This window comes from Lentzea sp. NPDC036955 (assembly GCF_055608005.1).
In genome coordinates, this window is the sequence record NZ_JBVJRC010000009.1 from 393,483 (window position 1) to 411,282 (window position 17,800).

Sequence of the window (17,800 nt, forward strand, 5' to 3'; positions counted from 1 at the left end):
TGAGAGTCAGGGCACGGGTGCGTGGTGTCAAGAAAACCGGGACTTCTGAACGTTTCTTGCGGATTGACGCCCGTTTGCGACCTGCGCCATGCTCGAATGGCGTGAGAGCGCTCTCCCAATCCTGCTGCGGAGAGGAAAGCTTCAATGAGGAAGCCTTTGTTACACCTGGCCACGATCCTCGCACTGGCCGCCGGGGTGCTGAGCGTCCCCGGCGCGGCGCAGGGAGCACCGGTGCGCGTCGCCGAGTTCCTCGCGGAGTGCCCGATCAGCCACCGGCTCCCGGACGACCCGATCGTCCTGCCGAACCTGCCCGGTGCCTCCCACTCGCACGACTTCTTCGGCAACCGCTCGACCAACGCCCGCACCACCCAGCAGTCGCTGGAGGGCTCGACGGGCAACTGCAACCCGGCGGCGGACATCTCCTCCTACTGGGTGCCGACGCTCTACCGCGACAACACCGCGATCGCACCGACCGGCGTCACCTTCTACTACCTCGGTGAGGGCGTGAACAACCCGGCGGCGATCCAGCCGATGCCCTACGGGCTGAAGGTCGTCGCGGGCAACGCGAAGGCCACCGGCGACGGCGACAGCAACGCGCGGTGGTCGTGCCTGCACGCCGGGCACGTGAACCCGTCCAAGAACTTCGTCGAATGCCCGTCCGGCACGATGCTGGAGACCTACCTGGACTTCCCGCAGTGCTGGAACGGCCGCGACCTCGACTCGTCCGACCACAAGTCGCACCTGTCGTACCCCGTCGCGGGCGGCTGCCCGTCCTCGCACCCGGTGCCGGTGCCGAAGCTGCGGATGGTGCTGCGCTACCCGGTGAACGGCACCACCTCGGGCCTGCGACTGGCCTCGGGCACCGGACAGACCATGCACGGCGACTTCTTCAACGTCTGGCCGCGTGCCGAGATGGAACGCCGTGTCCGCAACTGCATCAACGTGGTGATCAAATGCGACCACAACGGAAACCACGGGTGATCCTCTGCCTGCTGGCCGGCCTCCTCGCGGGCTGCCAGCAGGCACCTCCCCCCACCCCCGACACCCCGGTGAGCTCGGAAGCGCAGGGCGCGTTCGGGCAGACCGAACGCGCGTTCGTGGAGCTCTCGATCGGGACCAACGAACAGGTGCTGAAGCTGCTGGAGAACGGCGGCCCGGCCGAGATGGTGGCGCACCGCCGTGAGGAGCTGGAACGGTTGCGCGCGGTGCTGGACGTGCCGTACGTGAACAACCACGTCGGGCACGACATGCCGGGCATGCCGACCGACGCGGAGATCCAGCTGGCGGCGACCGACCCGCAGGCGCGTGACCAGTTCGTGCGCGCGCACCTGACGGAGTCGTTGAAGGTCCTGGAGAACGCGCGCGTGGACCTGAAGCACCCGCCGACGGTGGAGATCGTCGAGCTGATGGAACGCCACCGCACGGCGGAGCTGGCCGCCAGGTGAAACGCGTGACGCTGGAGGAGGTGGCGCGCGTCGCCGGGGTGTCGCGCGCCACCGCGTCGAGGGTCGTGAACGGCCTCGGCACGGTCGACGAGGCGCTGCGGCACGCGGTGCAGCGCGCCATCTCCAGCACCGGGTACCTGCCGAACATCGCGGCGCGCTCGCTGGTGACGCGGCGGGCCGACGCGATCGGGCTGGTGCTGCCCGACGAGCACCGGATGCTCGGCGACCCGCACCTGGCGAGCGTCGTGAGCGGCGTGACCCGCGTGGTGCGGCCGCTGGGCATCCACCTGGTGCTCATGATGACCGGGCCGGGGACGCGCGAGCAGGCGGTGAGCGACCTGCGCTGCGGCCGGTTGGACGGGGTGGTCCTCGTGCACACCGACCCGGCGGACCCGGTGCCCGGTCAGCTGATCGCGGCCGGGTTGCCGGTCGTGCTGGCCGGGCGGCCGTGGCAGCCGATGCCGATCACCTACGTCGACGTGGACCAGACGGCGGGCGGTGCGCTGGCCGGCGAACGGCTGCTGGCGCTCGGCTGCCGGCGCATCGCCACGATCACCGGCCCGCAGGACATGCCCACGGGCCGGGACCGCGTGCGCGGCTTCCTCGACGTCGTGCCGGACGCGGTCGTGGTGCACGGTGACTTCACCAGGGAGTCCGGGATCGCCTCGACCGAGGAGCTGCTCGCCCGCTGCCCCGACGTCGACGGCGTGTTCGCCGGCTCCGACCTGATCGCGACCGGTGCGATCGCGGTCCTGCACCGCCACGGCCGCACGGTGCCCGGTGACGTGGCGGTGGTGGGGTTCGACGACAGCAGCGCGGCGCTGACGTGCGAGCCGGAGCTCACGACCGTCCGCCAGCCGATCGCCGACATGGCGCAGGAGATGGCCCGTCAGCTGCTGCGGCAGATCGCGAACCCCGCCACGCCCGTCACGTCGGTGGTGTTCGCGCCTTCGCTCGTCGTGCGGGCGAGCGGCTGACCGCTCACGCGCTCTTGGACCTGACCGGCATGTTCTTGGCGATCAGCCACGTCGCCGCGACCGCCAGCAGCCACGCGACCGCGGACGCGACGTGCCAGCCGGCGCCGAGCAGGCTCATCTCGTTGCGCAGGAACGGGAGCTCGCCGGAGCCGGGTATCCGCACCTTGGCCATGACCGCGAAGGCGATGCCGAACGGCAGTGCGACGAGGCCCGCCGGTCCGGACGTGTCGAACGCCGCGGCGAGGAGCATGCCGACCGCGCACCACACGAGGTACATCAGGAAGTAGGCGTGCGGCAGCCCGCGGTCCCCCGCGGTCCAGTCCATCAGCGCGTAGACGCCGCCCTCGACGGCGAACCCGAGCCACGCGACCGCGGCCATCGCGGCCGCGAACACCACGCTGAACCCGGTCGCGGCGCCCAGCAGCTCCCGGCGGGTGCGGCCGTGCGCGACCGCGACGGGCAGCACGTTGTGGATCACGTGGACGCCGACGAAGAGCACGAACCAGGGCCCGACCTGACCGGCGGCCACCGACCACCCGCTGATCACGACGTCCTTGAAGAGCGACACGGCGAACGTGAGGGCGACGGTGAAGGCGAACACCCCGGCCGCGACGAGCGCGCTGAACCCGGCGAGCGACGTGGCCAGGTGGCGGAAGACCCTCACCGCAGCCCCCCGACCGGTTCGGTGAGGTGCACGAACAGGTCCTGCAACGCGATCGGCCCCAGCTCCAGCCCCAGCCGGCGGGCGTGGACGAGCTGCGCGTCGTCGAGCGTGCCGTAGACCATGACCGACTTGGTGCGCCCCAGCGACTTCTCGCTCAGCACGGTGAGCCCTGCGGTGAACGCGTCGACGTCGTCGGCGGTCCCGGTGACCTCGGTGCCGCGCGAGCGCAGGACGTCGGCCTCCTCCTGGAGCACGAGCCGGCCGTTGTCGATGATCAGGACCTCCTCCAGCAGGGAGGCCAGCTCCTCGATGAGGTGCGTGGAGATGACGATGGTGCGCGGGTGCCGCATGAAGTCCTGCAGCAGCGCGTCGTAGAAGGCGTACCGGGTCGGCGTGTCCATGCCGAGGTGCGACTCGTCGAGCATCGTCAGCGGTGAGCGGCTGGCGAGCCCGATCGTGACGCCGAGCGCGGACCGCTGCCCCAGCGACAGCTCGCCGACCTTGGTCTTGAGCGGCAGCCCGAAGAGCTCGACGAGCTCGCGGGCATAGGTGTTGTCCCACGTCTCGCGCCACGCCTTGCCGTACTCCAGCGCGTGCACGACCTTGTCGCCCTTGTCGGCGGCGTCGGTCGTGTGCCGGACCAGGCAGACGTTCCGCATCGCCCGCGCGTTCTCGAAGACCGGCGCACCGTCGAGCAGCACCGAGCCGACGGGCCTGCGGTAGCCGGCGAGAGCGGACATCAGGCTGGTCTTGCCGGAGCCGTTGCGCCCGAGCAGACCGTAGATCTTGTTGCCGGACAACGAGAAGCTCATGTCGTCCACAGCGGTGATGGTGCCGTAGCGGACCGTTAAACCCCGCACGTCGACCTGCATCACACTTCCCCCCTGTCGTGCTGCTCGATGCGCCGGATGACGTCGGCGAGCGGAATGCCGATGGCGCGCGCCTCGGCGACCATCGGGTCGACCACCTCGCCGAAGAAGGTCTCCCTGCCCTGTGCCCGCAGCATGTCGCGAGCCCGCGTGCTCACGAACATCCCGATCCCCCTCTTCTTGTAGAGCACCTTCTCGTCCACGAGCTGCTGGAACGCCTTGGCCGCGGTGGCCGGGTTGATCCGGTAGTAGGCGGCGTACTGGTTGGTCGACATGACCTGCTCGTCCGCCTTCAGCGCCCCGCTGACCACGTCCGCCTTGATCCGGTCGGCGATCTGCCGGTAGATCGGACTCCGGTCGTCGAACACGACTACTTCCCTGGTTCATTACTCATGTAATGAACCATAGCACCGCCGAGGCACGCCGGTCACCCGGTCCGACTCATGACTGGGGTGGTGGCCTTCATGTCGATCACCGCGGGCGCGACAGCCGGGCGCCCCGCCTCCACAAGCATCTGCAAGTACCACCAGCTCAACATCAACAGGCACTTTTCTACTACCAACAGCGCTTCCAGCCGCCCGCGAACCCCAGTCCTGGTTCGGCGAGCGGCGAACATGTTGGTGGTAGTCAGCGGCGATTTGATCAAGTGTTGGTGGTACTTGCAGATGCCGGAAGAGCAGGAGGGGGAGAGGGGGCTAGCGGATTGAGAGGGAGCGCATGTCGGTCCAGTTCTCCTCGACGTAGGCCAGGCACGCCTCACGGCTCTCCTCGCCGAAGACCTTCGTCCACCCGGCGGGCACCTCCGCGAACACCGGCCACAGCGAGTGCTGCTGCTCCTCGTTCACCAGCACGAAGAATCGGCCCTGCGGGTCCTCGAACGGGTTGGTCATGGCGGTTGGTCCTCTCCGGTTCCACTGACGAGTTAGGTCACCCTAACTCACGGGCGCGGCCACCTTCGCCACAGCGTCCTGCCCGACCGCGGGCACGGCCTGCGTCCGCCGCAGGATCGAGTCGAGGATCTCCCCCGCCCGCACCGCGGTGTTGGACAGCAGCGACGACGTGATGCCGTGCGTGTGCTCGGTGCCGCCCTGCAGGTAGATCCCGCCCGTGACGCCGGCGTCGGTGACCACCCGGTAGTCCCTGGTGACCTTCAACCGCCCGAGCTCGTCCCGCTCGCACCGGTCGCCGAGCTCCCCCAGCACCCGCACGGGGTCCGCCGGCCGGTACCCGGTCGCGTAGACGATCACGTCGGCGTCGACCGGCACGCGCACGCCGTCGGCCAGCGACTCGATCACGCACCGGCCGTCCGCGGTCACGTCCGTGAGCCGCGAGGTGTTGTGCAGCACCAGCCTTTGGCGGCCCAGCACCTTCTCCCGGTACACCCGCCGGTACAGCTCCTCGATCAGGTCTTGGTCCACGACGCCGTAGTTGGTGTTGGCGTGGTAGCCCATCAGCTTCTTCTTCACGCCCTCCGGCGCGCGGTAGAAGTCGTCCACCGCCGCGGGGTCGAAGATCCGGTTGGCGAACGGGCTGTCGTCCGCCGGGCTGTACCCGTACCGCGCGAACACCCCGTGCACCTCGGCACCGGGGAACCGGTCGTGGAAGAACGCCACGGTCTCCGCCGCGCTCTGCCCCGCCCCGACCACGACGACGCGCCGCGGGTCCTCCAGCTCACCGACCCGGTGCAGCAGGTCGCGGTTGTGCCAGATCCGCTCCCCCGCCTCGACCCCCTCCGGCAGGTTCACCTCCAGCCCGGTCGCGAGCACGAGGTTGCGCGTGCGCGTGACCTGGCCTTTCGCGACGAGCTCGAACCCCTCGGCGCACGGTCGGACGTCGGTGACCTCGCTGCCGTACGACACCTGGTGCGCGACCCGTTCCGCCGCCCACTCGAAGTAGTCGTGGAACTCCTTGCGCAGCGGGAAGAGGTTCTTGTGGTTGACGAAGTCGACCAGCCGCCCGCGTTCCCGGAGGTAGCACAGGAAGCTGAACCCGCTCGTCGGGTTCCGCAGCGTCACCAGGTCCTTGAGGAACGACACCTGCATCGTCGCGTCGTCGAGCAGCATGCCCCGGTGCCACCCGAACGCCGCCTGCTTCTCGAAGAACCGCGCCAGCACCGGCCGCTCGTGCTCCTGCACCGCGATGGCGAGCGCGAGGTTGGACGGCCCGAAGCCGATCCCGGCCAGGTCTGTCACCGGTTCCATCGCGCGGTCCTCCCGTGGCCGGATCCCTGTGCGTCGCGGTTCTCGCACGCAAAGTGACCCTAACCTAACTAAGGCACGCCTTAGCTAGTGCTTTCGGACGTGATCTGCACCGCCCGGAGCTCCGCGATCAGGTCCCGGAACCACAGCGCGCTCTGCTTGAGCGTCCGCTCCTGGGTCTCGTAGTCGACCCGCACGATCCCGAACCGCTTCTCGTACCCGTAGGCCCACTCGAAGTTGTCCATCAGCGACCAGGCGAAGTACCCGCGCACGTCCGCCCCGCCCCTGACCGCCTCGGCGACGGCGGCGATGTGCGTGCGGAAGTACTCGACCCGGTCGGCGTCGTCGACGAACCCGGACGGGGCGGCGGAGTCCTCGAACGCCGCGCCGTTCTCGGTGATCGCCATCGGCACCCCGTAGTCGCGGTGCAGCCGCAGGAGCAGCTCGGTGAACCGCTCCGGCACGATCTCCCAGCCCATGTGCGTCACCGGCCGCCCGGTCGGCACCACCTCGGGTGCGGCGGGGTCGTCGGTCGCCTTCACGACATGCGACGAGTAGTAGTTCACGCCGACCACGTCCAGCGGCGTCGAGATGACCTCCAGGTCGCCCTCGTGCACGGGCAGCGCGGCGCCGCGGGCGGCGATGTCGGCCAGCACGTCCTCGGGATACCGCCCGTGCACCAGCGGGTCCAGGTAGATGCGGGTGCCCAGGCCGTCGGCGCGGCGGGCGGCGTCCACGTCGCGCGGGTCGGCGGAGGCCGGGGTGGAGACGCCCAGGTTCAGCGTGATGCCGAGGTCGGTCACGCCGCGCGAGCGCAACGACCGCGCCGCGAGGCCGTGGCCCAGCAGCAGGTGGTGCACGGCGCGCATCGCGTCGGCGAAGTCCGTGCGACCGGGTGCGTGCCGGCCCACGTCGTAGCCGAGCATCGCCGAGCACCACGGCTCGTTCAGGGTCGTCCACGTGGAGACGCGGTCGCCCAGTGCGTCGTGCACCAGCTCCGCGTACTCGGCGAAGCGGTGGGCGGTGTCGCGTTCCGGCCACCCGCCCGCGTCCTCCAGCTCCTGCGGCAGGTCCCAGTGGTAGAGCGTCAGCCACGGTGCGACGCCCGCCTCCAGCAACGTGTCCACCAGGCGCGAGTAGAAGTCCATCCCCGCGGGGTTCACCGGGCCGCGACCGCCCGGCTGCACGCGCGGCCACGACACCGAGAAGCGGTACCGGTCGACGCCGAGCGAGGCGATCATCGCCACGTCGGCGGGCATGCGGTGGTAGTGGTCGCACGCCACGTCACCGTTCTCGCCGTTCACGACAGCGCCGGGCCGGCGGCAATATGTGTCCCAAATGGACGGTGTGCGGCCGTCCTCGTCGTGCGCGCCCTCGATCTGGTACGCGGACGTCGCGACGCCCCAGTAGAAGTCGGCGGGCAGACCGGCGAGCTCAGACATGGACCTCCTCCAACCAGCACGCCACGCGGCGGCGCTCGTCCACGGCGGTCAGCCGCGGCATCTCGGCGCTGCACACGTCGAGCGCGGACGGGCAGCGCGGGTGGAACGGGCAGCCGGACGGCATCGACCTGAGGTCCGGCGGGGAGCCGGGGATGCCGCGCAGCTCGCGGCGCGGACCGCGCAGGGCCGGGAACGAGCCGAGCAGGCCCTGCGAGTACGGGTGGCGTGCGGCGCGGTAGATCTCCGCCGCCGGTGCCTCCTCGACCACGCGGCCGCCGTACATGATCGCGATGCGGTCGGAGAACTCGACGAGCAGCGAGATGTCGTGCGTGATGAAGATGATCGAAAAGCCCAGCGTCTCGCGCAGCCGCATCATCTGGCCGAGGATCTGCCGCTGCACCACCACGTCCAGCGCGGTCGTCGGCTCGTCCATGATGACGACCTCGGGTTCCAGCGCGAGCGCCATCGCGATCATCACGCGCTGGCGCATGCCACCGGAGAGCTGGTGCGGATAGGCGGTCAGCCGGTCGGCGGGGATGCCCACGAGCGACAGGAGCTCACGGCCGCGAGCGGTCCGCGCGGACCGGTCCATCGAGGGCCGGTGCGTGCGCAGCACGTCGTCGAGCTGCGCGCCGACCGAGATGACCGGGTTCAGTGCGTTCATGGCGCCCTGGAACACGATCGCGATCTCGTTCCAGCGCAGCTCCCGCAGCTGCCGGTCGGTGAGCGCCAGCAGGTCGTGGCCCTTGAACCACACCTCGCCCGACGGCACCCGGCCGGGTGGTTGCAGCAGCCGGGTCGCGGCGTAGGCCAGGGTCGACTTGCCGGACCCCGACTCGCCGGCGAGGCCCAGCACCTCACCGGCGTTCAGGGTCAGCGAGACGTCGTGCACGGCCCGCAACGAGCCGTAGTCGACCGAGAGGTCGCGGATCTCCAGGACCGGGCTCATGCGCGCACCTTCCGCAGGCGGGGATTCGCGTACTCGTCGATCCCGAAGTTGATGAGTGCCAGCGCCGTGCCGAGCAGTGCGATGCACAGGCCGGCGGGGACGAACCACCACCACGCGCCCAGGCCGAGCGCCTGGTTCGACTGCGCCCAGAACAGGACCGTGCCCCAGTTCCAGGTCGACAGCGAGACGACGCCGACGAACGACAGCGTGATCTGCAGCATCACGGCGAAGATCACGGTGCCGACGAAGCCGGAGGCGATGACGGCCGTGAGGTTCGGCAGGACCTCGAACACGATGATCCGCCAGGTCCGCTCACCGGACGCGCGGGCGGCTTCCACGAAGTCCCTGCGGCGCAACGACATCGTCTGCGCCCGCAGCACCCGCGCACCCCACGCCCACGCGGTCAGCGAGATCACCGCCGCGATCAGCACGGTGTCCGCCGACGGCAGCATCGACGCCACGATGATGATCAGCGGCAGCGCCGGGATCACCAGGAAGACGTTGGACAGCATGGACAACGCCTCGTCGGCGGCGCCACCGAGGAACCCGGCGGTCACACCGACCACGATGGACAGGATCGTCGCGAGCACACCGCAGACGAGCCCGACGACCATCACGCCGCGGGTGCCGACGAGCACCTGCGAGAAGATGTCCTGCCCGGTCATCGTCGTGCCGAACCAGTGCGCGGCCGACGGCGGCGACAGCAGGTCGTTGCCCATCTCCGACGGGTCGTACGGCGCGATCCACTCGCCGACCACGGCGATCACGGCGAAGAACGCGAGGATGCCCAGTCCCAGGCGGGTCTTGAAGTTCATCTCGGCTCAGCCCTCCCGCCGGGTGCGCGGGTCCAGCAGCAGGTAGCCGACGTCCGCCAGCAGGTTCGCCACCAGCACCGCCAGGGTGATCACCAGGAACACGCCCTGCATCAACGGGTAGTCCTTCGCACCGATGCCCTGGAACAGCACGTAGCCGAGTCCCGGGTAGGAGAACACCATCTCGACCAGCAGCGCGCCGCCGACGATGAACCCGAGCGACAGCGCGAAGCCCGAGATCGACGGCAGGACGGCGTTGCGCGCCGCGTAGGCGAACATGATCCGCCGCTGCGACAGCCCCTTGGCCCGCGCGACCAGGACGTAGTCCTCGGCCGACACGGTGACCATCATGTTGCGCATCCCCAGGACCCAGCCGGCGACCGACGACACGACGATCGTGATGCCGGGCAGCACGGCGTGCTCCAGCACGCTGCCGACGAACTCCCACGACCACTCCGGCACGAGCCCCGCCGCGTAGCCGCCGGAGGCGGGCAGCAGCGGGAACGTCACCGAGAACACCGAGATCGCGATCAGCCCGAGCCAGAAGTACGGGATGGATGACAGGAACGTCGTCACCGGGATCAGCGAGTCGAGCCACGACCCGCGCTTCCAGCCCGCGTACACCCCCGCCAGGGTCCCGAGCACGAACGCGATGACCGTGGTGACGCCGACCAGCCCGAGCGTCCACGGCAGCGACTGCGACAGCACGTCGGCCACCGGCGTGGGGAAGAACGTGAACGACAGCCCGAGGTCACCGCGCAGCAGCGCGCCCCAGTAGTCGACGTACTGCTCCCACAGCGACTTCTTCTCGTCCAGCCCGAACAGGACGTACAGCGAGGCCATCGCGTCGCTGTTCAGCCGGCCGCCGAGCTTGGTGATCATCGCCTGCACCGGGTCGCCGGGCAGCAGCCGCGGCAGCAGGAAGTTCGCCGTGATCGCCGCCCACAGCGTGACCAGGTAGAACACGGCACGGCGCAGCAGGAACGTCATGCCGCCGCCTCCACGTACAGCCAGCAGGCCGCCCAGTGCCCGCGGGAGTCGACGTCCACCCGCGGTGGCGCGTCGGTCCAGCACCGGGCCTGCACCTTCGGGCAGCGCGCGGCGAACTGGCACCCCGCGGAGACCTCGGCGACGTCCTCGGCGGGCGCGTCGAGTGCGACGACGGCCCGGTCGGGGTCGGGCGCCGACTCGATCAGCAGCTGCGTGTACGGGTGCGCGGGCCGCTGCGTGACCGTCTCGCTGTCGCCGCCCTCGACGAGCTGCCCGCCGTACATCACGAACGTCTCGTCGGCGAAGTACCGCGCCGACGCGATGTCGTGCGTGATGTAGAGGATGGCCAGCTTGAGCCGTTCCTTGAGGTCCAGCAACAGGTTCAGCACCCCGAGCCGGATGGAGACGTCCAGCATGGACACCGGTTCGTCCGCGAGCAGCACCTCGGGGCTGGCGGCCAGCGCCCGCGCGATGGCGACGCGCTGGCGCTGGCCCCCCGACAGCTCGTGCGGGTACCGGGAGAGGAAGTCTGCGGGCAGGTGCACCCGCTCCATCAGCTCCTCCGGCGTCTCGGTCCGCTTGTGGATCTTCAGCGGCCGGACGAGGTGGTAGCGGATGGTGTGGACCGGGTTGAGCGAGGCGAACGGGTCCTGGAACACCATCTGCACCGAACGCCGGTACTCCCGGACCCGCCGCACCCGCCTGCCGTCCAGCAGGATCTCGCCGGACGTGGGGTCCACCAGCCGCGCCAGCAGCTTCGCCACCGTCGACTTGCCCGACCCCGACTCACCGACGAGGGCGGTCACGCGCCCGCGGCGCAGGACGAGGGAAACGTCCTGCACCGCGCGCACGCGCTTGTAGGTCTTGACCAGACCCCGTGCTTCCAGCGCGACCTCCTGAGTCATGACGCCGGCTGCAACTTCATGACGATCTGCAGGGCGTTGGGCAGCGTGGCCTGCGGCGGACCGTACGGGTCCTCCTCGGACGGCCAGCCGACCCAGCTCTTCGTGCTGTACTCCGCACCGATCGGACCGGCCGAGGTCGGGATCATCGGCACCTGCTCCACCATGATCTTCTGCAGCGTCGCCAGGCTCTTGGCACGGGCCGCGTCGTCCGTGGCGTTCGCGTACTCGGCCAGCGCGGCCGTGGCGTCGGGGTTGTTGTAGCGCCCGAAGTTCACCGCGGCGGTCTGGCCCAGCGCCTTGAGCTCCGCGCCGTCCATGATGTTCTGGTACATCTCGTACGGCGTCGCACCGGTGTTCGTCCACCGCAGCGAGCCCTGGAACTGGCCGTTCGCGAAGTCGGTGGTCCAGGCGTCCGCGGTCTGCGTGCGGACGGTCGCCTCGATGCCGATCTTCTTCAGGTCGCTCTTGATGATGTCGAGCACGGTCAGGTAGTCCGACCAGCCGGACGGGTTGGTGAGCTCGATCGTGACCGGCTTGCCACCGGGCGCCTTGAGCACGCCGCCGTCCAGCGTGAACCCGGCGGCCGTGAGCTTCTGCTTGGCCTTGTCCACGTTGATCTCGAACCGGGCGTCTTTGTACTCCGGCGCGAGGAACGAGTCACCGGCGGGCAGCGGCATGCCGGTGGGCGACTCCAGCTTCGGGAACAGCCGCGCCTCACCGCGGACGAAGATCGCCTCGCGGTCGATCACGTCGCTCATCGCCGAGCGCAGCGCGGCGTTGTCGAACGGCGCCACGGTGTGGTTCAGCCACAGGCCGTGGATGCCGAGACCGGCCGGGAACCACAGCTTGTGGTTCTTCGGGTCCTTGTCGACGTAGAGCTTCTGGTAGTCCGGGATGAAGACGTACGACCACTGGCTCGCGCCCGAGGCCAGCGCCGTGGTCTGCGCGGTGTTGTCGTTGTAGGAGGTGTACTGGATCTGCGGGACCTTGGGCAGTTCCTGCCAGTACTCGGCACGCCGCTCGATCGTGACGGTCTGCGAGGTGAACGACTTCAGCTTGTACGGGCCGGTGCCGACGGGGTCGGGGTTGGTGTAGGTCGTCGGGTCGGCGATCGTGCTCCAGATGTGCTGGGGCACGACCATCGCGCTGATGACCTTGTTGCGGGTCACGAACTGCGGGGTCGCGAACGTGACCTCGACCTTGCCGTCCGGCGTCGCCGTCGCGGTCTCGACCTTGAGCGAGTCGCGGTTGTTGAGCGCAGGGAACTTCTTCAGGATCTCGAACGAGAAGGCGACGTCGGCGGCCGTGAACGGCTTGCCGTCGGACCACTTCACGTTCTCCCGGAGCGTGAAGGAGACCTTCTTGTAGTTGTCGGTCCAGTCCCACTTGGTCGCGAGCCACGGCACGGGCTCCTGGGCCGGGCGCGTGTTGTTCACGAACGCCAGCGGCTCGTAGATCTGGTAGCGGTAGCCGAGCGAACCCGCCGCCGACGTGGGCAGGAACGGGTTGTGGTTCTCGGTCAGCGGCCCGTTGGGCATGCCCACCGTCAGTACTCCGGACGCCTTGGTGGTGCTGCCACCGGAGGAACACCCGGCCGCCGCGAGCGCCAGTGCCAGCGCGACGATGACTGTTCTGCGCATGGGGACTCTCCCGATACGAATGATGTGAGAGCGCTCTCTCACAGGCAGGCCGAAGACACCGGTCGCGTGCGGTGACCGGTGGGTTCGGTATTCGGATTTGTGTTCGCGTGCTTTTCTAGGGCGCGGATTCGCGCACGATCAACGAAGTCGGCAGCACCAGCGGGTGGTCGGGCATCGGCTGTCCTTCGAGCGTGGAGAGCAGCATCCGCGCGGCGGCGGCGCCCATCTCCTGGCCGGGCTGGCGGATCGTCGTCAGCCGGGGTTCGGTGTGGCCGGCGACCGGGACGTCGTCGAAGCCGACCACGGCCACGTCGTCCGGCACGACCCGGCCCGCCTCGCGCAACGCCCGCAGCACGCCGACCGCCGAGAGGTCGTTGTGCGCGAAGATCGCGTCGAACGGGATGCCGCTCGCGAGGAGCTTGTCGACGGCGACCTCGCCGCCCTCGGTGGTGAAGTCGCCGTCGACGATGAGGTCCGGGTGCAGCGTCAGGCCCGCTTCCGCCAAAGCGAGCCGGAACCCGTCCAGCCTCGCCTGGGTGCACCCGAAGTGCGGGGGCCCGGTGACGACGGCGAACCTGCGGCGGCCCGCCGCGACGAGGTGCCGTGCGACATCCGCGCCTCCCTGCCGGTTCGTCGTCGTCACCGAGGGGAACTCCGGGTGCGAGCCGCGGTCGTCGATCATGACGACGGGCAGCCCGGCCCGGTAGAGCGTGGAGATGTAGTGCAGCGTGTCCGGCGGCTCGACCACGAGCAGGCCGTCGAAGGCGTTGGCGGACACGTGGTTCGCGAACTGGTTCAGCGACTCCGGCCCGCGGTTGATCGTGTAGAGCAGCAGCCCGTAGCCGTCGGCCTCCAGGGTGTCCACGATGCCCTGCAGCACCTCGCCCATCCACGGCCAGGTCAGCGACGGCGCGAGCATGCCGACCGTGCGGGTGCGGCCCCGCGCCAGCCCGACCGCACGGGCGCTGGGCACGTAGCCGATCTCGTCGATGACCTTGCGGACGCGCTGCGCGGTGGAGGCGTCCACGTCGGGCTTGCCGTTCAGCACACGTGACACGGTCGCCTTGGACACCTGGGCGCGTTGGGCGACCTCAGCGATCGTGACACGCATGCCGAACTTCCTTCCGCCGCCTCTGGAACCGGTTCCGTAACCGGTTCCGCCGAGGTGTGACGCAGTCAACAGCCTCACGTGAGGATTAGTCAATAGTTCAGACGGAAGTTCGTGAGAGCGTTTCCACGCTCTCCGTGATCACCGCAGGTGACACTCCCGTCGCGTGGACGGAACCGGGACGTCCCGGTCTGCGCAATGCGTGCGGCAGCAACATTTTCCGGACGAATTCCGTTACGTCGAACGGCCCAGCAGCACGCCTCCGGATCATCGTGCACAATCGACGTCATGGGGGTTGTGACGGCGGTCAGCCGCAGCGAGGAGTACACGTTCACCAAGCCCGTCCGCGAGAGCATCACGCTCCTCGCCGGCCTTGGTGTCGAGGGCGACGTGCACCAGGGCGTGACGGTCAAGCACCGCTCGCGCGTCGCGCAGGACCCGACGCAGCCGAACCTGCGCCAGGTGCACCTCATGCACGAGGAGCTGTTCGACGAGCTGCGCGCCAAGGGTTACGCCATCGAGCCGGGCGCGATCGGCGAGAACGTCACCACCCGCGGCATCGACCTGCTCGGCCTGCCCACCGGCACGCTGCTCCACCTCGGGCCGGAGGCGGTCGTCGAGGTGACCGGCCTGCGCAACCCGTGCGTGCAGATCGACCGGTTCTCCACGGGGATGCTCAAGGAGGTCGTCGGCAAGGACCCCGGCGGGAAGCTGGTCCGGCGCGCGGGGATCATGTCGGTGGTGCTGACCGGTGGCGTCGTGCGGCCGGGCGACGAGATCCGGGTCGAGCTGCCCGCGGAGCCGCACCGGCCGCTGGAGAAGGTCTGACCTGGTCCGTTTTCACCCGAACGAGCCAGTACCTTGTTTTGAAATCAACGCTTAGCGTCCCTGGCCATGACCGCGATCTACTCCACCGCGTACAGCCGGGACCTGGGTGACGAGCTCCGCCTCATACGGGAGTCGTCGACGTCGATGCACGGCCGCGCCATGGCGGCACGGCTCGGCTGGGACCCGAGCAAGGTGTCCAACATCGAGCACGGCAAGGCGCACGCCAGCGAGATCGACATCGTCCAGTTCCTCAGCACGTGCGGCAAGGACATCGACTTCATCGAGGCGTTCCGGCAGCGCTACCGGCACGCCTTCGACCCGTACTTCGCGCAGATGCCCGAGAACCTGCGCACCCTTGCCATGACCGAGTCGCTGGCGACGAAGATCACCAGTTACGACCTCATCACCCCACCCGGCCTGCTCCAGACCCGGAACTACGCGCGGGAGCTGCTCACGGAAGGTGAAGCGCCGGAGGACGTCGACAGGTTCGTCGAGGCGCGCGCCGAGCGCCAGACGATCCTGCGACGCATCACGCCTCCCCAGTGCCTGTTCTACGTCCACGAGATCGCCCTGCGGGCGCAACTCGGCAGTGCGCGGGACATGGAGGACCAGTACCTGCGGCTGATGTTCAACACGCACATGGTGCGGCTGATCCCCGCGGACATCATGATCTCCAAGCTGGGGCCGGGCTGCGTGCTCTACGAGTTCGAGAAGGCTGCTCCGGTCGTGTACAGCGAGACCAACTCGGTCCAGGTGTTCGCGCAGGACAAGGCAGCTGTCAGGCGGAGCAGGCGGCTGTTCGAGCGACTGTCGGCCGTTGCCTTGGATGAGCAACAATCGAAGAGCAAGCTGATGGAGTACGTCAGTGGACTTCGAGAGGAACCTCATGACTCAGGAACGGATCTGGCGTAAGAGTTCTCGCAGTGGCACCAACGGCGCGGGCAACTGCGTCGAGGTCGCCCTGTCGCACGACGCGCTGGTGCGGGACTCCAAGAACGCGGACGGCGAGGTGCTGGCGTTCTCCACGACCGCGTGGCGTTCGCTGGTCGGCTGGATCGCCTAGGCGTCACCGAGGTGGCCGTCGAGGATCACCGAGATCGTCCTCGGTGCCTCGACGACGGCCAGGTGCGCGGCGTCGCCGACGATGTAGAGGTCGGAGTTCGGCAGGTCCTCCGCGATCTGCCGCGCGCACTCCGGCGGCGTCTCCTGGTCGCGTGCCGCGGCGATCACCACGGTCGGAGCGTCGATCTTCGCGAGCTCCGGCCGCAGGTCCGCGTCCCGGACGGCCCGCGCGCACGCGAGGTAGGAGGCGGTGTCGACCGCCAGCAGGTCCGTGCGGAAGCGCGTGACGGCGGCCGGGGAGAACGCCGGCGTGAACCAGCGCGAGACGATCGCGTCGGCGACCGCTGCCAGGCCCGACGAGCGGACGGCGCTGATCCGCTCGTCCCAGCCGGACTTGTCGGGGTGCCACGCGGACGTGCACACGAGCGCTAATCGGTCGATCCGGTCGGTGTTGGCGGCGAGCCACATGCCGAGCATGCCGCCGAGCGACACGCCGCAGTAGTGCACCCGGCGCAGCCCGAGGTGGTCCAGCAGCTCGACCACCCCGGACGCGAGCGACTCGACCGTGGCGTGCTCGGCGGGTGCGCTGCCGCCGTGGCCGGGGAGGTCGAAGCGCAGCAGCCGGAACGGGAGCGGGAAGTCGTTCCACAGGGCGGTGGTGGTGCCGGGAGCGTTGCCGAGGACCAGCACCGGGGCGTCCTCCTGGCCGCTCAGCGTGAAGTGCGGAATCATGCCCTCGCCTCCTCTTCGCCGGGATGATGCGCCGGTCCGCCGGCCTGCCGCAACTCCGCTCCACTTCGGACGTTCCACCGGTCGGGCGCCGCCGTCCGCGTGACGGGAGGTACCCGTGGGCCGGTGGTCGAGAACAGGACGCGCAAGTCCGCGCCGCCCGTCCCGCACGGTGGGCCGCCGTCTGCCGAAACCACCGGGCTGGCCCCCGCCGAAACGGTGTTACGGGTAGCAGAATGAAGCGTTGCCCACGCCACCGAAGCCCTCAGGTTGCTGATGAACTCCATTGCTCCGTTCGCACACGAGGCCCTGTTCTACCGGGATGAGGACGAGTTCCTCGTCAGCACGGCCAGATTCGCGGCGGACGGGGTCGACAGCGGCGAGCCGGTGCTGGTGGCCGTGCCGGAGCGCAAGATCGCGCTGTTGCGAGCGCGGCTGGCCGAGCGGGCCGACCAGGTGCACTTCATCGACATGACCGAGGCGGGCCGCAACCCCGGCCGGATCATCCCCGGTGTGCTGATGGCGTTCAGCGCGTCGGCGCCGCAGCGCCGCGTCCGGATGGTCGGCGAGCCGATGTGGCCGGGTCGCAGCGACCTCGAATATCCGGCGTGCATCCAGCACGAGGCGCTCGTCAACACGGCGTTCGAAGGGCGCCAGGGCGTCATTTTGTGCCCGTACAACGCCGGTTCGCTGCCGGAGCACGTGCTGGCGGACGCGCGCAGGACGCATCCGGTGGTGATCGACGGGTCGCGACGGGTCGCGTCCGAGTCGTACACGGACCCGGCGGGGCTGTCGGAGGTCTACAACGTGCCACTGCCGCCGCCGCCCGCGACGGCCGAGGAGCACGCGTTCTCCGTCGGGACGCTGGCGCACGTGCGCAAGCTCGTGTCCACGTACGCGCAGTGGTTGCGCCGCGAACAGGTTGACGACCTGGTGCTCGCGGTGAACGAGCTGGCCACGAACAGCATCCTGCACGCGTCCGGGCGGGGCGTGCTGCGGTTCTGGCGCGAGGGCGACACGGCGGTGTGCGAGGTGAGCGACTCCGGAACCGGCTTCCCGCCGTCGTTCACGGGCCTGTCGGGCTTCGGGATCGTGATGGTGAACCTGCTGTGTGACCTGGTTCGCACTCACACGAGTCACAGCGGCACCACCGTTCGGGTGTACTTGGGGCGGTAGGGAGTC

At 69.4% G+C, this 17,800-nt stretch carries 20 protein-coding genes; 7 read left to right on the forward strand and 13 right to left on the reverse strand.

Annotated elements, in window-relative coordinates; all coding sequences use genetic code 11:
- Positions 1-144 precede the first annotated feature (144 nt).
- Genes ACZ7CF_RS31100 through ACZ7CF_RS31110 form a run of 3 tightly spaced genes read left to right on the forward strand, consistent with a single transcriptional unit; the run spans position 145 to position 2,422 of the window.
- The gene (locus ACZ7CF_RS31100) at positions 145-981 is read left to right on the forward strand and encodes a DUF1996 domain-containing protein (protein ID WP_470371242.1); all 837 of its coding nucleotides are present in this window, start codon (positions 145-147) and stop codon (positions 979-981) included.
- Positions 978-1,445 (forward strand): hypothetical protein, encoded by a 468-nt coding sequence (locus ACZ7CF_RS31105; protein WP_458431287.1) that lies wholly within the window; start codon positions 978-980, stop codon positions 1,443-1,445. The genes ACZ7CF_RS31100 and ACZ7CF_RS31105 overlap by 4 nt, the downstream gene beginning before the upstream one ends.
- 5 nt (positions 1,446-1,450) lie before the next feature.
- Positions 1,451-2,422, forward strand: a complete 972-nt coding sequence (locus ACZ7CF_RS31110) for a LacI family DNA-binding transcriptional regulator (protein ID WP_470371243.1) — start codon at positions 1,451-1,453, stop codon at positions 2,420-2,422.
- A gap of 4 nt (positions 2,423-2,426) precedes the next feature.
- Here the strand turns inward: ACZ7CF_RS31110 and ACZ7CF_RS31115 are convergent, their stop codons facing one another.
- The 12 genes from ACZ7CF_RS31115 to ACZ7CF_RS31170 form a co-directional block, all read right to left on the reverse strand.
- Complete coding sequence (locus ACZ7CF_RS31115; RefSeq protein ID WP_470371244.1) at positions 2,427-3,086, reverse strand: hypothetical protein; 660 nt, start codon at positions 3,084-3,086, stop codon at positions 2,427-2,429.
- On the reverse strand, positions 3,083-3,958 hold the full coding sequence (locus ACZ7CF_RS31120) for an ATP-binding cassette domain-containing protein (RefSeq protein ID WP_470371245.1): 876 nt from the start codon (positions 3,956-3,958) through the stop codon (positions 3,083-3,085). The genes ACZ7CF_RS31115 and ACZ7CF_RS31120 overlap by 4 nt, the downstream gene beginning before the upstream one ends.
- Positions 3,958-4,323 carry a GntR family transcriptional regulator gene (locus ACZ7CF_RS31125; RefSeq protein ID WP_458431283.1) on the reverse strand — a complete coding sequence of 122 codons (366 nt, stop codon included), beginning with the start codon at positions 4,321-4,323 and terminating at the stop codon, positions 3,958-3,960. The genes ACZ7CF_RS31120 and ACZ7CF_RS31125 overlap by 1 nt, the downstream gene beginning before the upstream one ends.
- A 327-nt stretch (positions 4,324-4,650) precedes the next feature.
- Positions 4,651-4,845, reverse strand: a complete 195-nt coding sequence (locus ACZ7CF_RS31130; RefSeq protein WP_470371246.1) for an MbtH family protein — start codon at positions 4,843-4,845, stop codon at positions 4,651-4,653.
- Positions 4,846-4,887: 42 nt separating this feature from the next.
- Complete coding sequence (locus ACZ7CF_RS31135; RefSeq protein ID WP_470371247.1) at positions 4,888-6,156, reverse strand: lysine N(6)-hydroxylase/L-ornithine N(5)-oxygenase family protein; 1,269 nt, start codon at positions 6,154-6,156, stop codon at positions 4,888-4,890.
- Positions 6,157-6,236: 80 nt separating this feature from the next.
- Positions 6,237-7,595: a GH1 family beta-glucosidase gene (locus tag ACZ7CF_RS31140; protein ID WP_470371248.1), complete on the reverse strand. Its 1,359-nt coding sequence runs from the start codon at positions 7,593-7,595 to the stop codon at positions 6,237-6,239.
- The gene (locus ACZ7CF_RS31145; protein WP_360396200.1) at positions 7,588-8,544 is read right to left on the reverse strand and encodes an ABC transporter ATP-binding protein; all 957 of its coding nucleotides are present in this window, start codon (positions 8,542-8,544) and stop codon (positions 7,588-7,590) included. The genes ACZ7CF_RS31140 and ACZ7CF_RS31145 overlap by 8 nt, the downstream gene beginning before the upstream one ends.
- Positions 8,541-9,359 (reverse strand): ABC transporter permease, encoded by an 819-nt coding sequence (locus ACZ7CF_RS31150; RefSeq protein WP_360396198.1) that lies wholly within the window; start codon positions 9,357-9,359, stop codon positions 8,541-8,543. Before ACZ7CF_RS31150 ends, ACZ7CF_RS31145 begins: the two co-directional genes overlap by 4 nt.
- A gap of 6 nt (positions 9,360-9,365) precedes the next feature.
- Positions 9,366-10,346, reverse strand: coding sequence for an ABC transporter permease (locus tag ACZ7CF_RS31155; protein ID WP_360396197.1), 981 nt, complete (start codon positions 10,344-10,346; stop codon positions 9,366-9,368).
- Positions 10,343-11,251: an ABC transporter ATP-binding protein gene (locus tag ACZ7CF_RS31160; RefSeq protein WP_360396196.1), complete on the reverse strand. Its 909-nt coding sequence runs from the start codon at positions 11,249-11,251 to the stop codon at positions 10,343-10,345. Before ACZ7CF_RS31160 ends, ACZ7CF_RS31155 begins: the two co-directional genes overlap by 4 nt.
- Positions 11,248-12,891: an ABC transporter substrate-binding protein gene (locus ACZ7CF_RS31165; protein WP_360396195.1), complete on the reverse strand. Its 1,644-nt coding sequence runs from the start codon at positions 12,889-12,891 to the stop codon at positions 11,248-11,250. The genes ACZ7CF_RS31160 and ACZ7CF_RS31165 overlap by 4 nt, the downstream gene beginning before the upstream one ends.
- Positions 12,892-13,006: 115 nt before the next feature.
- Entirely contained in the window at positions 13,007-14,002 is a 996-nt protein-coding gene (locus ACZ7CF_RS31170; RefSeq protein ID WP_360396193.1) for a LacI family DNA-binding transcriptional regulator, read from the reverse strand.
- Positions 14,003-14,287: 285 nt separating this feature from the next.
- On the opposite strand from ACZ7CF_RS31170, the gene ACZ7CF_RS31175 reads away from it, so the two are divergent.
- The 3 genes from ACZ7CF_RS31175 (at position 14,288) to ACZ7CF_RS31185 (ending at position 15,890) form a co-directional block, all read left to right on the forward strand.
- The gene (locus ACZ7CF_RS31175) at positions 14,288-14,827 is read left to right on the forward strand and encodes an MOSC domain-containing protein (protein WP_470371249.1); all 540 of its coding nucleotides are present in this window, start codon (positions 14,288-14,290) and stop codon (positions 14,825-14,827) included.
- Positions 14,828-14,893: 66 nt separating this feature from the next.
- Positions 14,894-15,739 (forward strand): helix-turn-helix domain-containing protein, encoded by an 846-nt coding sequence (locus ACZ7CF_RS31180; protein WP_470371250.1) that lies wholly within the window; start codon positions 14,894-14,896, stop codon positions 15,737-15,739.
- Complete coding sequence (locus ACZ7CF_RS31185; protein WP_470371251.1) at positions 15,714-15,890, forward strand: DUF397 domain-containing protein; 177 nt, start codon at positions 15,714-15,716, stop codon at positions 15,888-15,890. Before ACZ7CF_RS31180 ends, ACZ7CF_RS31185 begins: the two co-directional genes overlap by 26 nt.
- Here the strand turns inward: ACZ7CF_RS31185 and ACZ7CF_RS31190 are convergent.
- A complete protein-coding gene (locus tag ACZ7CF_RS31190) occupies positions 15,887-16,621 on the reverse strand; it encodes an alpha/beta fold hydrolase (protein ID WP_470371252.1) in 735 nt (244 codons plus the stop codon). The genes ACZ7CF_RS31185 and ACZ7CF_RS31190 overlap by 4 nt on opposite strands.
- Before the next feature lie 273 nt (positions 16,622-16,894).
- Between ACZ7CF_RS31190 and ACZ7CF_RS31195 the strand changes: the two genes are divergently transcribed.
- Positions 16,895-17,794: an anti-sigma factor RsbA family regulatory protein gene (locus ACZ7CF_RS31195; RefSeq protein WP_360396185.1), complete on the forward strand. Its 900-nt coding sequence runs from the start codon at positions 16,895-16,897 to the stop codon at positions 17,792-17,794.
- The last annotated feature ends 6 nt before the right edge of the window (positions 17,795-17,800 follow it).

What these genes read in the sequence shown, in the direction of transcription:
- ACZ7CF_RS31175 (WP_470371249.1), top strand. Translation starts at nt 14,288, where the DNA reads ATGGGGGTTGTGACGGCGGTCAGCCGCAGCGAGGAGTACACGTTCACC.
- ACZ7CF_RS31195 (WP_360396185.1), top strand. Translation starts at nt 16,895, where the DNA reads ATGAACTCCATTGCTCCGTTCGCACACGAGGCCCTGTTCTACCGGGAT.
- ACZ7CF_RS31135 (WP_470371247.1), bottom strand. Translation starts at nt 6,156, where the DNA reads ATGGAACCGGTGACAGACCTGGCCGGGATCGGCTTCGGGCCGTCCAAC.
- ACZ7CF_RS31140 (WP_470371248.1), bottom strand. Translation starts at nt 7,595, where the DNA reads ATGTCTGAGCTCGCCGGTCTGCCCGCCGACTTCTACTGGGGCGTCGCG.
- ACZ7CF_RS31120 (WP_470371245.1), bottom strand. Translation starts at nt 3,958, where the DNA reads ATGCAGGTCGACGTGCGGGGTTTAACGGTCCGCTACGGCACCATCACC.
- ACZ7CF_RS31190 (WP_470371252.1), bottom strand. Translation starts at nt 16,621, where the DNA reads ATGATTCCGCACTTCACGCTGAGCGGCCAGGAGGACGCCCCGGTGCTG.
- ACZ7CF_RS31150 (WP_360396198.1), bottom strand. Translation starts at nt 9,359, where the DNA reads ATGAACTTCAAGACCCGCCTGGGACTGGGCATCCTCGCGTTCTTCGCC.
- ACZ7CF_RS31155 (WP_360396197.1), bottom strand. Translation starts at nt 10,346, where the DNA reads ATGACGTTCCTGCTGCGCCGTGCCGTGTTCTACCTGGTCACGCTGTGG.
- ACZ7CF_RS31170 (WP_360396193.1), bottom strand. Translation starts at nt 14,002, where the DNA reads ATGCGTGTCACGATCGCTGAGGTCGCCCAACGCGCCCAGGTGTCCAAG.
- ACZ7CF_RS31185 (WP_470371251.1), top strand. Translation starts at nt 15,714, where the DNA reads ATGACTCAGGAACGGATCTGGCGTAAGAGTTCTCGCAGTGGCACCAAC.
- ACZ7CF_RS31130 (WP_470371246.1), bottom strand. Translation starts at nt 4,845, where the DNA reads ATGACCAACCCGTTCGAGGACCCGCAGGGCCGATTCTTCGTGCTGGTG.
- ACZ7CF_RS31160 (WP_360396196.1), bottom strand. Translation starts at nt 11,251, where the DNA reads ATGACTCAGGAGGTCGCGCTGGAAGCACGGGGTCTGGTCAAGACCTAC.
- ACZ7CF_RS31100 (WP_470371242.1), top strand. Translation starts at nt 145, where the DNA reads ATGAGGAAGCCTTTGTTACACCTGGCCACGATCCTCGCACTGGCCGCC.
- ACZ7CF_RS31165 (WP_360396195.1), bottom strand. Translation starts at nt 12,891, where the DNA reads ATGCGCAGAACAGTCATCGTCGCGCTGGCACTGGCGCTCGCGGCGGCC.
- ACZ7CF_RS31145 (WP_360396200.1), bottom strand. Translation starts at nt 8,544, where the DNA reads ATGAGCCCGGTCCTGGAGATCCGCGACCTCTCGGTCGACTACGGCTCG.
- ACZ7CF_RS31180 (WP_470371250.1), top strand. Translation starts at nt 14,894, where the DNA reads ATGACCGCGATCTACTCCACCGCGTACAGCCGGGACCTGGGTGACGAG.